We start from the raw sequence: 14,828 nt of genomic DNA on the forward strand, positions 1-14,828 counted from the left end.
GGGTTCGCGCGGAGAGTTCGAAGTCGAGCTTAGTGCGAGCGAACCCGCTTCCGCGACGTCGTAAGGCCCGGAACGGCTGCGGCGAGCACCGACAACAACACGAGGGCACCGGCCGGGGCGAGGGTGGTCCACGGCGCCAGTTCCAGATACGGCTGGTTCTCCGCCAGCAGCCGGCCCCAGTCCGGGGTGGGCGGTTGCTCGCCCAGGCCGAGGAAGCCGAGGGAAGCCAGGACCAGGATCGTCGTCGGCAGGCGGAGGGCGGCGTTGCGGACGACGGCCGGCAGCACCGCGGGCAGCAGGTGGTGACGCACCAGGTGGAGCGGGCCCGCGCCGAACGAAATCGATGCCTGCACGTAGTTCGTGGCCCGTTCCCGTTCGAGCAGGGCCGCGGTCTGGGCGGCGTAGGGCGTCCAGCCGACCAGGCACACCGCGCACGCCGCGCCCCACACCGACGGGCCCGTGACCGCGGTCGTCAGCAGGCCGGCCAGTACCGCGGGCAGCGTCGACAGCACTTCGGTCAGGCCGGCGCCGGCCGGGCCCGCCATGCCCAGCAGCACCCCGATGACGACCGCGGCCGCCGTCACCGCGAGTGCCACCGCGGTCGTGCGAAGTGCGCCGTGGCCCAGGCGGGCCAGCATGTCCCGGCCGAGGGCGTCCGTGCCCAGGGGGTGGGCGGCCGAGGGCGGGAGCAGGCGGGCCGCGGTGTCCACTGAGGACGGATCGCGGAGCAGGCCGGCGATGCCGACGGCGAGCAGGACGAGCGCGCAGCCGCCGGCCACCCGGCCGGGGGAGCGGCGGCGAACCGGTGGTGGCGCCGCGGCCAGGCCGCCGTCGCGGAGGGCGGGCCCGGCCAGCCGGCGGCACGCGGCTCTGACCAGCAGGCCGGCCCCGATGCCGAGCAGGGCCAGGAGCAGGGTGGCGGTCTGCAGCGGCGGGAGGTCCTGGGCCAGCGCGGCGTCCAGGGCGAGCCGGCCGAGGCCCGGGATGTTGAAGACCTTCTCCACCGCGACCGCGCCGCCGACCAGGCCGACCACGCTGGGCACCAGCTGCGGGACCACGCCGGCCAGCGCGCCGCGCAGGATCGGCCGGACCAGCCGCCCCGGCCGGAAGCCGGCGGCGTGCCAGGTCCGGACCCACGGCTCGCCGAAGGTGGCGGGCAGGGCGTGGGCGAGCAGGCCGCCGATCACCGCCCCGGACGGGACGCCGAGGGCGAGCGCGGGCAACACCATGGCCGCCGGGCCCGTCCAGCCACCGGGCGGGAACCAGCCCAGCCACACGCCGAAGACGGTGGCGAGCAGCGAGGCGAGCAGGAACTTGGGCAGCGCGGCGAGCGAGGCGGCCACCGTCCCGCCGCCGTCGTGCGGCAGCCGCCGGGACCCGCGGTACAGCGTGCGGGTGCTGACCAGCGCGGCCACCGCGATCGTCACCACGAGGGTGGCGAGCATCAGCGTGAGCGAGACGCCCAGTGCGGTCACGACCGGGGGCAGCACCGGGGCGCCCGACACCCAGGACGTGCCCGCGTCCCCGCGCGGCAGCCCGCCGAGCCAGTGCCCGAGGTGCGTCAGCGGGCCCTGGTCCAGGTCCAGTTCCGCCCGCACCGCGGCCAGCTGCTCAGGGGTGGGCGCCTGGTCGGCGGACCGGGCCGCCAGCACCGTCCGCGCGGGGTCGGTGCCGGACAGCCACGGCAGGAACGCGACCGCCGCCAGCAGGGCGCCGCCGGCGGCGAGCCGGCCCGCGCCCGCGTGCCACCGAGGGGCGGCCGCGATCACTTCAGGCGCGTGTCGAGGGTGATCAGCGAGCGCTCGCGCGGATCGAGGACCACTCCGTCGACGTTGGTGCCGATGCCCTGCACGACCTTCTCGTGGACCAGCGGGACCACCGCGTCCGTGCGCAGGATCTCCGCCTCCGCCCGCATGATCTTCTGCCGCCGGAGCGCGGGGTCGGCTTCCGCGGCGGCCGCCGTGACGGCCTGGTCGACGCCGGCGTCCTTCAGCCCGGCGATGTTGTAGACACCGGTGCTCAGGTAGTCGCTCGCGAGGTAGGCCACCGCGTCCCCGGTGTCGAGGAGCGTCACCCGCGACAGGATGAGCGCGTCGTACTTGCCGGCGAGGAGGTCGGCCTCCATCTGCGTGTACTCGCGCACGTCCTGCTGCACGGCGAACCCGGCCCGCTCCAGCTGCTGCTGCAGCACCGTCGCGGCTTCGGGCAGTTCGGCGCGGTTGGTGTAGGTGGCCAGGCGCAGCGTCCGGCCCTGGGTCTTCGCCCGGGTTTCGGCGGCGGTCGCGGCCGTCGCCCGGCCGGTCACCGCGACGCGCTGCCCGGCGGCCCAGGGGATGGCGGGCCCGAACAGGCCCGGCGCCGGGTCGGCGTAGCCGCCGAAGACCGAGCCGACGAGGGCGGAGCCGTCCACCGCGCCGCGGGCGGCGGCCCGCAGGCCCGGGTCGGTGAAGATCCCGCCGGCGGTGTTGAGGATCAGGCTGTCGGCCCGGACGGAGGCCACCTCGTGCCGGGTGTCCGCGGCCAGCAGGGGCGCCTGGGCGGTCGGGATCCACTCGGCGATGTCGACCTCGTGCGCGCGCAGGGCGTTGGCGCGGGCGGTCCCGTCGGCGATCCAGGTGACGTCGATGCCGGCGGCCTTCGCCGTGCCGCCCCAGTAGCCGTCGAAGCGGTCGAGGGTCGCCTGGGTCTTCCCCGTGAGCTTGGTGAGCCGGTAGGCACCGGTGCCGGTGCCCACCGGGCTGACCGTGCCGTCCGCGGCGTACGCCTTCGCCGAGAAGATGCCCAGCGCGGGGCTGGCCAGCCGGAGCGGGAGGACCGGGTCCGCGGTCTTCGTCCGGATCGTGACGGTGCCGTCGGCGCCGGCCTGCGTGCTCAGCGTGACGTCGCTGAGCACGCGTGGCCGGGTTTTGGCCGCCCCGGCGTGGTCGAGGGCGTTCACCACGGACGCGGCCGTGACGTCGGTGCCGTCCTGGAACTTCGCCGGGCGCAGCCGGAAGACCCACGTCGTGGCGTCCTGGCGGGTCCAGGAGGTCGCCAGCGCGGGGACGGCGGCCCCGTCCCGGTCCAGCGCCGTGAGTCCCTCGGCCACGGACAGCTTGCCCAGCGCGGTGGCGTCGTTGCTGTACGGCGAGAGCGCCTGGGCCGGCGGCACCGCCAGCGCGACCCGCAGCCGGGCGGCCGCCGGGTTCGCGGCGGGGGTGCTGCCGGCGGCGAAACAGCCGCCCAGCAACGGGACGAGAGCCAGCACGGCCCAGAGCCGGGGTGAACGCACGATCAGTCCTGTCCTGCGGGAGAGCGGTCGCCCGGGCGGCGACCGCGGGCAGGGCCGGGTCAGCATATGAGGTTAGGCTTACCATGCTCACCCAAGGTGATTGAGGTCTCAAGGACTTGGTGTCGCGCCCGGCAGCGGGTCGACCCGCGCGGGCGTGTGCAGGACGCGGTCGTGGCCGGCTTCCCGGACCGGGCCGGTGAGGGCGAAGGAGCCCCGGCAGGGCAGGTCGGCGGCCGAGCGCCCGACGAAGACGTCGATGGTGCCGGGTTCGACGATGCGGCGCAGGTCCGGCCCGGTGAACGCGGTGCGGTCGGCGTGCAGGGTGAACGTGACCCGCGCGGCCTGGCCGGGTTCGAGCGGGACCCGGGTGAAGCCGGCCAGCTCCAGGACGGGCCGGGTGACCGCGGCTTGGACGTCGTGCAGGTAGAGCTGCACCGTTTCGTCGCCGGCCCGGTCGCCGGTGTTGCGCACGGTGACCGAAAGGGACAGCTGCCCGTCCGTGGGCACTTCGGCCGCGGAGAGGGCGAGGTCGGTGTAGGCGAACGTCGTGTAGGAAACGCCGTGGCCGAACGGGAACAACGGGGTCGGGTCGAGGTTGCTGATGCCTTCGCTGTTGCGGCCCAGCGGCGGGTTGAGATAGGTGCCCGGCGCGCCGCCGGGGTGGCGGGGGAGCTGCACCGGGAGGCGGCCGGACGGCGTGACCCGGCCGGTGAGGATCCCGGCGAGGGCGCTGCCGCCCTCCTCGCCGGGCATGAACGCCTGGACGAGCGCCGCGGCGCGGCCGGCGTGGCGGCCGAGCGCGTAGGGACGGCCGGAAACGACCACGACGACGACGGGCGTGCCGGTGGCCAGCAGCGCGTCGAGGAGTTCGTCCTGGACGCCGGGGAGGCTCAGATCGGGGGCGTCGCAGCCTTCGCCCGAGGTGCCCCGGCCGAAGAGCCCCGCGCGGTCGCCGACGACGGCGAGGCACACGTCGGCGGCGGCCGCCGCGGCCACGGCGCCGGTGATCCCGGAGCGGTCCTCCTCGCGCACGGGACAGCCTTCGTGCACCGAAAGCACGACGTCCGGCAGCTCCTGCCGCAGACTGTCCACAAGAGACGGAGCCGCCACGCCGATGCCGAGGTCGGGGTACCGCGGCAGGACGTGGTTGGGGTAGGAGTAGCAGCCCATGAAGGCCAGCGGATCGTCGGCGCACGGGCCGACGACGGCGATCCTGCCCGCCGACAGCGGAAGCACGCCGTCGTTGGCGAGCAGGACCACCGACTTCTCGGCGATTTCCCGGGCAAGGGCGCGGTTGCGCGGCGAGTCGAGGTCGATCGGTGCGGCGCGCGGGGTCCAGTCCGGGTCGAGCAGGCCGAGTTCGGCCTTCTGCCGCAGCAGCCGGCGGGCGGCCCGGTCGACCAGCGCCTCGGCGACGTCGCCGCCGCGGACGAGTTCGGCGAGTTCCTTGCCGTAGCAAAGGCTGTCGGGCAGTTCGACGTCGATCCCGGCGGCGAGGGCCGCGGCGCCGGCCGTGCCGACGCCGTCGGCGACGCGGTGCATGCTCTTGAGGAACGCGATCGCCCAGTAGTCGGAGACGACGACGCCGTCGAAGCCCCATTCGTCGCGGAGGATGCCGGTCAGCAGGGCCGCGTTGGCGGCGGCGGGGACGCCGTCGAGGTCGACGTAGGCGTTCATCACCGAGCGCGCCCCGCCGTCCCGGATCGCCCGCTCGAACGGCGGCAGGATGACGTCGCGCAGCTCGCGCGGCCCGATCGACACCGGCGCGTGGTTGCGTGCGCCGCGGGACGCCGAGTAGCCGGCGAAGTGCTTGAGCGTCGCGATGACGCCGGTCTTCTCCAGGCCGCGGACGTAGGCGGTGCCGAGCGTGCCGACGAGGTAGGGGTCTTCGCCGAGCGTCTCCTCGACACGGCCCCAGCGGTAGTCGCGCACGACGTCGAGGACCGGCGAAAGTCCCTGGTGGACGCCGACCGCGCGCATGTCCTCGGCGATGGCCGTGGCCATCCGCTCGACGAGCGCCGCGTCGAAGGTCGCGGCCCAGGCCAGCGCGGTGGGGTAGACGGTGGCGCCGAGCGTGGTGAACCCGGTCAGGCATTCCTCGTGCACGATCGCCGGGACGCCGAGCCGGGTTTCGCTGACGATCTCCCGCTGCAGGGCCACGAGCCGGTCGACGCCGGCTTCGGCACTGACCGGGGCGGTGCCGAAGACGCGGGTGAGGTGCCCGATGCCGTCCGCGCGAACCTGGTCGAACGGGACCCCACCGCGGGCGAAGACGTCCTGCATCGGGGCGACGTTCCCGCTGACCTCGGTGTTGCCGGGCCACGCGCTGCCCAGCTGGGCGATCTTCTCGTCGAGGGTCATCGCCGCGAGCAGCGCGTCCGCGCGTTCGCCGGGGGACAGGGCCGGGTCGAGCCAGCGGGTCATCGTGCTCCTCCGTCGGGTGCGGGGCCGGTCGACTCGCGCACGACGAGCTGCGTGGCGAGCTCGACGTGGTGGGAGTCGAGGGCGTCCCCGGTGATCAGCTTGTCCAGGGTGCGGACCGCGACCCGGCCCATGTCGTGCAGGGGCTGGCGGATCACGGTGAGCGGGGGAGTGCCGAGGCGGGCGAGCATGGTGTCGTCGAACCCGACGACGCTCAGGTCCTGCGGCACGCGCAGCCCGCGGCGCCGCGCGGCCTCCAGGACGCCGAGCGCGGTGGCGTCGTTCGCCGCGAACACCGCGGTCGGCGGCTCGGGCAGGGTCAGCAGGTGGTCACCCATCGCCAGGCCGTCCGGGTGGTCGAACTCGCCGTGCCGCACCAGGTCCGGGTCGAACGGGACGCCGGCGTTCTCCAGGGCCGCCCGGTAGCCGTGCAGCCGGGCCTGGCTGCACGAGGCTTCGAGCGGGCCGCCGGCGAAGGCGATGCGCCGGTGGCCCAGGCTCAGCAGGTGCTCGGTGGCGGTGATGCCGCCGGACCAGTTCGTCGCGCCGACGCTGGTCACCTCGGCCCGGGGCAGGTTCAGCGGGTCGATGACGACCAGCGGCAGGCCGGCGTTCTCGAAGCTCTCGACCTGCGCGAGCGACAGCTCCGAGGTGACGACGATCAGCCCGGACCGGTCGTTGCTCTTCAGCCGCTGCGCCCACTGGTCCTCCGGGTTCAGCGGGCCGCCGGGCTCGGCCGCCGGCACCCGGCCCACGACCACGTCGATGCCGAGCTCGGCGCCGGCGTCCGTCACGCCGCGCAGCACTTCGAGCGTGTACGGGCTGACCAGGTCGTCGAAGACGGCGTCGACCACGCGGGACGGCGCCACCGTCCGGCGGCCGTTCTGCGGCACGTACCCCAGCTCGCGCAGGGCCGACTCCACCCGGGTCCGCGTCTCCGCGGCGACGTCGGCCCGTCCGTTGAGGACCTTAGACACGGTCGGCAGGGAGACTCCGGCCGTCTCGGCGACGGTGGCGAGCGTGGCCCGCTTTCTGCCCGGCATCGTTCTCCTATCGAAAACTTTCGAGTCGATCTATCGGCTCTGACGAGCAATTTAGCACTTGACGCTCGCATATCTCTAGCTTAGATTTTCGGCCACCCCAGAAAGTTTTCGAAACTTTTCGGAACCTTCGATGAGGAAGGTGCACCATGAAACCGGGCACATGCCGGACGGCGCTGATCGCCGGGCTGGCGGCACTCCTGACCCTCACCACGGCCTGCGGCACCAGCGGCCCCTCCGGCGCGGGCGGCGGCAAGCCCACCGCCTGGGCGCTGACCGGCGGCGACGAGCAGGTCTTCCGGACCTCGTTCGCCGCGGACGGGATCGACGGGCAGTTCTTCGGCAACGACGCCTACAAGCAGAAGATCCGCTCCGCGGTCGGCGCGGACCAGGCCCCGACGCTGGTCTACAGCTGGGGCAACGGCGGCATGCTCCGGTCGTGGGTCGCCGCGGGCAAGATCCTCGACCTGACCCCGGACGTGCAGCAGGACCCGGCGCTGACCGGCCGCTTCCTGCCTTCGGTCGCGAAGACCGGCGTGGTCGACGGCAAGACCTACGCCGTGCCGAACAACAGCATGCAGCCGGTGTTCCTGTTCTACAACAAGGACCTCTTCGCGCAGGTCGGTGCGCAGCCGCCGAAGACGTGGGACGACCTGATGGCCCTGGTCCCGAAGTTCACCGCTGCCGGGATCGCCCCGTTCTCCCTCGGCGGGCAGAGCAAGTGGCCGCAGCTGATGTGGGAGGAGTACCTGGTCGACCGCATCGGCGGCCCCGGGGTGTTCGACGCGATCGCCGCGAACAAGCCCGGCGCGTGGTCCGACCCGGCCGTGCTCGAAGCCAACCGCAGGATCCAGCAGCTGGTCGACGCCGGCGGGTTCGTCAAGGGCTTCAACTCCATCAGCACCGACAGCAACGCCGACCTCGCCCTGCTCTACACCGGCAAGGCGGCGATGTACCTGATGGGCTCCTGGGCCTTCCCGACCATCAAGGAGGCCGACCCGGAGTTCGCCGCGAGCAAGCTCGGCTACACCGCCTTTCCGGCCGTGCCCGGCGGCAAGGGCGACCCGGCGAACATCGCCGGCAACCCGGCGAACTTCTGGTCGATCTCGGCGCGCGCGACCGACGCGCAGAAGCAGGCCGCGCTCAAGTACCTGCGCGAGGGCGTCATGAACGACACCTACGTCGACACCCTGCTCGCCGGCGGCTCGGTGCCCCCGGTCAGCGGGATCGAGGCCAAGCTGGCCAAGACGCCGGACCCCCAGTACCTGTCCTATGTGTACGGTCTGGCGCGCACCGCGCCGAACTTCCAGCTGTCCTGGGACCAGGCCGTTTCGCCGGGCCAGGCCGACGCGCTGCTGAACAACCTCGACCAGCTGTTCCTCAAGCAGATCACGCCCGAGCAGTTCTCGGCGAACATGAACGCGACGATCGGGAAATGACCGCCACCCTCGAGCGGCCGCGGGTGCAGTCCGGCGCGGCGAGCCACCGCGCCGGACCCCACCCGCTGATGGCCGCACCCGCACTGGCGTTCTTCGCGATCTTCGCGCTGCTCCCGCTCGGGGGCGTGGTCGTGCTCAGCCTGATGCAGTGGGACGGCATCGCCGACCCCGCGTGGACCGGCTTCGGCAACTGGGCCGCCGCACTGGGTGATCCGGCGACCTACCACGCGCTCTGGCTCAGCGTGCAGGTCATGGTGTTCAGCTGGCTCTTCCAGACGCCGGTTTCGCTGCTGCTCGGGGTGCTCACCGCCGGCCGCAGCCGCTACCGCGCGGTACTGGGCGTGCTGTACTCCCTGCCGCTGCTGCTGTCCTCAGCGGCGATCGCCATCGCGTTCAAGGCCCTGCTCGACCCGAACTTCGGGATGAGCCGCGCCTTCGGCATCGACGCGCTGGCCCAGGACTGGCTCGGCGACCCGACGCTGGCCCTGTACGTGGTGATCTTCGTGATCGGCTGGCAGTTCATGCCGTTCCACACGCTGCTCTACCAGGCCGGCGTCCGGCAGATCCCGGCCCAGCTCTACGAAGCCGCGCAGATCGACGGCGCCGGACCGGTGCGGCAGTTCTTCCACATCACGCTGCCGCAGCTGCGCTACACGATCCTGACGTCGTCGACGCTCATGCTGGTCGGCTCCCTGACCTACTTCGACCTCGTCTTCGTCCTCACCGGCGGCGGCCCGGGCGACGCGACCCGGTTCCTGCCCCTGGACATGTACCTCAACGGGTTCTCCAACAACGACATGGGCCGCGCGAGCACCCTGGCCGTGCTGCTGGTCGTCGCCGGCCTGGCGCTGTCGCTCGGCCTGGCCCGGCTCGCCCGCTTCTCCCGCGGCAGCCAGCTGGAAGGTGTGTGATGCGCGCTCGCCCCAACATCGCCGGTGGCCTCGGCGGCCTCGCCTGGCTGCTCGTCGTGCTCGTGCCGGTGTACTACATCGTCGTGACGAGCCTGCGCCGCCAGCGCGGCTTCTTCGACGCCAACCCGCTGTCGGTGCCCACCGACCCGACGTTCGGCAACTACGAGCTGGTGCTGGAGAACGACTTCCTGCGTTACCTGCTCAACAGCGCGGTCGTCACCGCCGGGACGGTGGTCGTCACCGTGGCCGTGTCCTTGATGGCGGCCTATTACGTCGTGCGCGGCCGGACGCGGTTCGCCGGGCTGACCTACAGCACGTTCCTGCTGGGCCTGGCGATCCCGTTGCAGGCCACGATCATCCCGATCTACTACCTGATCACCCGCGCCCGCCTCTACGACACGCTGCTGGCGATCATCCTGCCTTCGGTGGCCTTCGCGATCCCGCTGTCGGTGGTGATCCTGGCGAACTTCCTCCGCGACGTGCCCAACGAGCTGTTCGAGTCGATGCGCGTCGACGGCGCCGGGCACTGGCGGATGCTCGGCAGCCTGGTGCTGCCGATGGTCAAGCCGGCGGTGGTGACGGTGGCCGTGTACGACGGCCTGAACGTGTGGAACGGCTTCCTGTTCCCGCTGATCCTGACCCAGAGCGCCGACCAGCGCGTGCTGCCGATGGCGTTGTGGGCGTTCCAGGGCCAGTTTCGGGTCAACATCCCGGCCGTGCTGGCCGCGGTGATCCTTTCGACGCTGCCGGTGCTCGCGCTGTACGTCCTGGGCCGCCGCTACCTGGTCTCCGGCCTCACCGCCGGGTTCGGGAAGTGACGGGGTCGCTCGGTGGCTGCGGGATCGGCAGCACCAGCCGGAAGCACGCACCGGCGCCGGCCGCCGTCTCCAGTTCGACGTCGCCGCCGTGGGCGCGGGCCAGTGACCGGGCGATGGCCAGGCCCAAGCCCGCGTCGGCGCCCGGCCTGCGCGTGCGTGACCGGTCCGCCCGGTAGAAGCGCTGGAACGCGCGGCTCGCCTGCTCGGCCGTCAGCCCCGGGCCCTCGTCGGCCACCTCGAGCACCGCGCGGCCGGCCACCGTGCCGACCCCGATGCGCACGCGCGTGCCCGGCGGCGTGTGGGCGGCCGCGTTGCCCACCAGGTTGGTGACGACCTGGCGCAGCCGGGCCTCGTCGGCGTCGACCGGCGCTGCGCCGGGCGGGCCGGTGCCGCCCGGGCCGGTCAGGGCGACCGGGCGGGTCGGGTCGAGGGCCCGCAGGTCGTGCCGGGCGTCGCCGGCCAGGGTGCGCAGGTCCATCGGGGCCCGGTCGAGCTGCTCTTCCGGGGCCTCGTCGAGCTGGGCGAGCAGCAGCAGGTCCTCGGTCAGCGCGGTGAGCCGGGTGGCCTCGCCGTCGATGCGGCGGATCGTTTCGTCCACATCGGACGCTCCCATCCGGTAGAGCTCGGTGGACCCCTTGATGCCGAACAGCGGGGTGCGCAGCTCGTGGCTGACGTCCGAGACGAACGCGCGCATCCGCGCCGCCGCCGCGGCCCGGTCGGCGAAGGCGCGTTCGAGCTGGCCGAGCATGGTGTTGAGCGACGTCGCCAGGTGCCCGATCTCCGTGCCGGGCGGCGCGAGGTCCGGCACGCGCCGGGTGAGGTCGCCGCCGGCGATCGCCGCGGCGGTGTGCTCGATCCGGCGCAGCGGCCGCAGCCCGCGGCCGAGCGCGAACCAGCCGGCCGCGGTCAGCACGACGAGCAGCGCGGCGCCGGTGACCAGGCTGCTCGTCCGCAGCTGGGCGATCGTGGCGTCGGCTTCGGCGAGCGGGGCGGCCGAAACGACCGTCCCGCCCCAGCGGGCCGCCGGCCGCGCGACGGCCCGCCAGCGCTGCGAGCCGTCGGCGGCGGCCAGGTCGACGGCCGTCCCGTCGGCCGGCACCGTGCGCAGCGCCTCGACCGGGGGCAGGCTCGTGCCGGCCAGCCGGGACGAGTGCAGGCCGCCCGCCACCGCACCGCCGGCGTCGAGGTAGACGACGTACGGGGTGCCGAACAGCTCCAGCGCGGGGTCGACGAGGTCGGGCCGCACGGCGGGGTTCGCGGCCGGCGGCGGCCCGGCCGCCAGCGAGATGAGCTCGGTCAGCGAGCGCAGCTGGCCGTCGAGCCGGTCGAGCTGGAACCGTTGCAGCTGCCCGGAAACCAGCGTGCCGATGAGCGTCAGGCCGGCGAGCAGCAGGCCCGCGGTGAGCAGCAGGAGCCGGGCCCGCAGGGAAAGCCGCGTCACCGCCGGGGCTCCCGCAGCACGTAGCCGACGCCGTGCACGGTGTGGATCAGCTTCGGTTCGCCGGTGTCGACCTTGCGGCGCAGGTAGGAGATGTAGGTGTCGACGATGCCGGCGTCGCCGCCGAAGTCCTCCCGCCACACCCGGTCCAGGATCTGCGCCTTCGACACCACGCGCCCGGCGTTCTCCATCAGGTAGCGCAGCAGCCGGAACTCCGTGCCGGACAAGCGGATCGCCTGTCCCGCGCGCGACACCTGGTGGCCCTCGGCGTCCAGCGCGAGCGGGCCCACTTCGAGCACGGCCACCGGGTGGCCCGCGGTCCGGCGGAGGATCGCGCGGATCCGCGCGATCAGCTCCGCCAGGTCGAAGGGCTTGGTCACGTAGTCGTCGGCGCCGAGGGAGAGCCCGGTGACCTTGTCGGACTGGCGGTCCCGCGCGGTGAGGAACAGCACGGGCACCGGCGCACCGGGACCGGCGTGCCGCTCGCGCAGCCGCCGGACCACCTCGAAGCCGTCCAGGTCGGGCAGCATGACGTCGAGCAGCACGAGGTCGGGCGGCTCCACGACGGCCGCGGCGACGGCTTCCCGCGCGGTCGCCGCCGACGTCACCCGGAAGCCGGCGAACCGCAGCGCGGCGGAGAGCAGCTCGCGGACGGTGGCCTCGTCGTCGACCACCAGCAGCCGGGACGTCATCGCTTCCATGCCCGCGAGGATACGGAGATCGCGTCGGCGAGCAGCGAGCCCGCGAAGCCCGCCACCGCGCCGCCCGCGAGCCCGGCGGCCAGCGCGAGCAGCGGGTTCGCCGTCAGCCGCGCGGCGAAGACGGGCAGCGACAGACCGAACGCGCCGACGGTGACGTCGGCGGAAGCCTGTGACAGCAGTGTCCCGACGGCGAGCACGGCACCGGTCGCCGTCCCGAACCGCACGGCGAGCCCCACGGCCCGGCGCAGCGGCGGGCCGGCCCGGCGGCTCCGGACCGCGACGCATGCGCCCAGCAGTACCAAGGCCGACAGCCCGAGCAGCGGGCCGCCCGGAAAGCCGGGCAGCGCGGACGCGGGGGTGACCGTCCAGGGCACGCCGAGCCCCAGCACGACGGCCCCGCACACGAGCTGGGGCAGCGCGAGCAGGACACCCCCGGCCGCCACGGCCCCACCGAAGACGAAGGCGGCGGCCAGGCACAGCCCGGCAACCCCGGCGGCCGGCCACCGCACGGCGCGCAAACCCGTTGCCACGGAAGGGAAGCGGCACGCGCCGACGACCGCGAGCGTGCCGACGGCCGCGCCCGCGACGGTCGGCCCCACGGCAACGGAGAAGCCGGCGTCGAGCCCGCCGGAGAGGGCACCGCGCGTGGTGACACGCTCCGGCAGCGACAGCGTCCCCCGTGCCGCCAAGGCGATCACGGCGAGCCCGGCGGGCAGGGCCACGGCTGCCACGGCACCGCGGACGAGCCACCCGTCTTCGCGGCGCCGCAGCAGCAGGGCACCGAGAACCACCGCGCCCGCAAGCGAAACCCCCAGCGGCACCGCATCGAGGCTGCCCCGCACGACGACCGGCAGCCCACCGGCCGGAACGGCGCCGGCCTCGACCGAGCCACCCACGGCCAGCGCGACGGCCGCCGCGGTCAGTGAGCCGAGGTCGCCGAAGCGGCCCGCCCCCAGGAGGGCAAGCCCGACGGCGGCGACTGCCGCCATGGCGAGCACCGCGGCGGTTGCTGCGATCAGGCCCCGGAACGCCTCGGCGGCAATGCCGGCTGGCCCGGCGCGGCCGACTCCCTGCATCAGACGTCCCGCCGCCGGAACACCACGAACGCCACGGCCAGCACCGCGGCGATCCCGGCGCACATCCCGGCCAGGTTGACCCACGGGTGCGGGAAATCCGGATCCGGCACCGTCTTGAGGACCGCGGACCCGCCGAGCGTCGGCCAGTAGAAGAAGAGCCGGTGCAGCCACGCCGGGAAGAGCCCCGCGAGGGCGGGGACCAGGAAGATGATGCCGACCAGGGTGGCGAGCGCGCCCGCGGTGGCGCGCATGATCGTGCCGAGCCCGGCGGCCAGCACCGCGATCGCCGCGAGGTAGAGGCCGCCGCCCGTCACGGCGGAGAGCACTCCCGGGTCGTCGAGTGCCGCGTGGGGTACGGCGTGGCCGGCGAGCAGGGCCTGGCCGAGGAAGAACGCCGCGAACATCAGGGCCTGGCCCGCCACCGCGGCCACCGCCACCGCCACGACCACCTTGGCCGCCAGGAGCCGGTGGCGGCGGGGGGTGGCGAGCAGCGAAGTCTGCACCTGGCCGGTCGCGTGCTCGGCGGTGACGACCAGGATGCCGAGCACGCCGATGACCAGCTGCGCGACGATGTACGAACTCAGGCTGCGGTTGGCCGGGTCCCACGGGCCGTCGCCGGGGTAGTCCTTCGCCGCGGCGTTCATCGCGAGAGCCGTGATGCCGAGCCCGGCCGTGAACAGGCACGCGAGGGTGTACCAGGTGGAGCGCAGGCTGCGCAGCTTGATCCACTCCGCGCGGACGGAGTGCGTGAACGACACGCTCATGCCACCGCCCCCTGGTAGTCGAGGCTGTCCTCGGTCAGCGCCATGAAGGCGTCCTCCAGCGAGACGCGCTGCGGGGTGAGCTCGGCGAGCGCGACACCGTGGTGGGCCGCGAGTTGCCCGATCTCGGTGCTGGTCATGCCGGAGACGACCAGCGACGCCTCGACGCCTTCGCGCACGGCGGCCCCGGCGGTGACCAGCAGCCGCGCGAACCCCGGCTCGGGCGTGCGGACGAGCACGCTGCCTTCGCCGCGGACGAGCTCGCTCACGGCGGTGTCGGCGACGAGCCTGCCGCGGCCGATGACGACCAGGTGGTCGGCGGTCTGCGCCATCTCGCTCATCAGGTGGCTGGACACCAGCACCGCCCGGCCCTCGCCGGCCAGGGTGCGCAGGAGGCCCCGGATCCAGCGGATCCCCTCCGGATCGAGCCCGTTCACCGGCTCGTCGAAGAGCAGCACGCCCGGGTCGCCGAGCAACGCCGCCGCGATGCCGAGCCGCTGCCGCATGCCGAGCGAGAACCCGCCGGCGCGCTTGCCTGCCACGCTCTCCAGCCCGGTCCGGGCGAGCACCTCGCCGACCCGGCGCCGGGGGAGCCCGTTGGCGACCGCGAGCGCCAGCAGGTGGTCGTAGGCCTTCCGGCCGCCGTGCACGGCACCGGCGTCGAGCAACGCGCCCACTTCGGTGAGCGGCACGGGGAGGTCCCGGTAGCGGCGCCCGCCGACGGTGACCGAGCCCCGGGTCGGCGCGGCCAGGCCCACGATCAGCTTCATGGTCGTGGACTTCCCGGCGCCGTTGGGGCCGAGGAACCCGGTCACCTGCCCGGGTTCGACGGTGAAGGACAGGTCGTCCACCACGGTGTCGGGCCCGTACCGCTTGGTGAGGCCCCGGATTTCGATCGTCATGCGGCGAGCGTGGCCCGCCCGCCTGGCCGGTTCCTGGGAGATCGTGGGAG

12 protein-coding genes are annotated in these 14,828 nt (G+C 73.9%); 3 read left to right on the forward strand and 9 right to left on the reverse strand.

The window, feature by feature from the left end; genetic code table 11:
* Positions 1–29: 29 nt before the first annotated feature.
* The 4 genes from BLW76_RS20710 to BLW76_RS20725 form a co-directional block, all read right to left on the reverse strand.
* Complete coding sequence (locus BLW76_RS20710) at positions 30–1,769, reverse strand: ABC transporter permease subunit (RefSeq protein ID WP_091309878.1); 1,740 nt, start codon at positions 1,767–1,769, stop codon at positions 30–32.
* A complete protein-coding gene (locus tag BLW76_RS20715; protein WP_208613342.1) occupies positions 1,766–3,271 on the reverse strand; it encodes an ABC transporter substrate-binding protein in 1,506 nt (501 codons plus the stop codon). The genes BLW76_RS20710 and BLW76_RS20715 overlap by 4 nt, the downstream gene beginning before the upstream one ends.
* Before the next feature lie 108 nt (positions 3,272–3,379).
* Complete coding sequence (locus tag BLW76_RS20720) at positions 3,380–5,695, reverse strand: beta-xylosidase/alpha-l-arabinosidase (RefSeq protein ID WP_091309883.1); 2,316 nt, start codon at positions 5,693–5,695, stop codon at positions 3,380–3,382.
* A complete protein-coding gene (locus BLW76_RS20725; RefSeq protein ID WP_091309885.1) occupies positions 5,692–6,735 on the reverse strand; it encodes a LacI family DNA-binding transcriptional regulator in 1,044 nt (347 codons plus the stop codon). Before BLW76_RS20725 ends, BLW76_RS20720 begins: the two co-directional genes overlap by 4 nt.
* A gap of 146 nt (positions 6,736–6,881) precedes the next feature.
* Between BLW76_RS20725 and BLW76_RS20730 the strand changes: the two genes are divergently transcribed.
* Genes BLW76_RS20730 through BLW76_RS20740 form a run of 3 tightly spaced genes read left to right on the forward strand, consistent with a single transcriptional unit; the run spans position 6,882 to position 9,900 of the window.
* Positions 6,882–8,171 (forward strand): extracellular solute-binding protein, encoded by a 1,290-nt coding sequence (locus BLW76_RS20730; RefSeq protein ID WP_091309888.1) that lies wholly within the window; start codon positions 6,882–6,884, stop codon positions 8,169–8,171.
* Positions 8,168–9,082 (forward strand): carbohydrate ABC transporter permease, encoded by a 915-nt coding sequence (locus BLW76_RS20735; RefSeq protein ID WP_091309890.1) that lies wholly within the window; start codon positions 8,168–8,170, stop codon positions 9,080–9,082. The genes BLW76_RS20730 and BLW76_RS20735 overlap by 4 nt, the downstream gene beginning before the upstream one ends.
* Entirely contained in the window at positions 9,082–9,900 is an 819-nt protein-coding gene (locus BLW76_RS20740) for a carbohydrate ABC transporter permease (RefSeq protein ID WP_091309892.1), read from the forward strand. Before BLW76_RS20735 ends, BLW76_RS20740 begins: the two co-directional genes overlap by 1 nt.
* Here the strand turns inward: BLW76_RS20740 and BLW76_RS20745 are convergent.
* From BLW76_RS20745 to BLW76_RS20765, 5 genes are read right to left on the reverse strand one after another with little or no spacing between them, the layout of a single operon-like run.
* A complete protein-coding gene (locus BLW76_RS20745) occupies positions 9,878–11,341 on the reverse strand; it encodes a HAMP domain-containing sensor histidine kinase (protein WP_091309894.1) in 1,464 nt (487 codons plus the stop codon). The two genes, BLW76_RS20740 and BLW76_RS20745, sit on opposite strands and share 23 nt — an antisense overlap.
* Entirely contained in the window at positions 11,338–12,030 is a 693-nt protein-coding gene (locus BLW76_RS20750; RefSeq protein WP_091309896.1) for a response regulator transcription factor, read from the reverse strand. The genes BLW76_RS20745 and BLW76_RS20750 overlap by 4 nt, the downstream gene beginning before the upstream one ends.
* A complete protein-coding gene (locus BLW76_RS20755; RefSeq protein WP_091309899.1) occupies positions 12,027–13,115 on the reverse strand; it encodes a streptophobe family protein in 1,089 nt (362 codons plus the stop codon). The genes BLW76_RS20750 and BLW76_RS20755 overlap by 4 nt, the downstream gene beginning before the upstream one ends.
* Positions 13,115–13,879 carry an ABC transporter permease gene (locus BLW76_RS20760; RefSeq protein ID WP_091309900.1) on the reverse strand — a complete coding sequence of 255 codons (765 nt, stop codon included), beginning with the start codon at positions 13,877–13,879 and terminating at the stop codon, positions 13,115–13,117. Before BLW76_RS20760 ends, BLW76_RS20755 begins: the two co-directional genes overlap by 1 nt.
* Positions 13,876–14,778 carry an ABC transporter ATP-binding protein gene (locus tag BLW76_RS20765; RefSeq protein WP_091309903.1) on the reverse strand — a complete coding sequence of 301 codons (903 nt, stop codon included), beginning with the start codon at positions 14,776–14,778 and terminating at the stop codon, positions 13,876–13,878. Before BLW76_RS20765 ends, BLW76_RS20760 begins: the two co-directional genes overlap by 4 nt.
* Positions 14,779–14,828 lie beyond the last annotated feature (50 nt).

This window comes from Amycolatopsis tolypomycina, assembly GCF_900105945.1.
GTDB classification, from domain to species: domain Bacteria; phylum Actinomycetota; class Actinomycetes; order Mycobacteriales; family Pseudonocardiaceae; genus Amycolatopsis; species Amycolatopsis tolypomycina.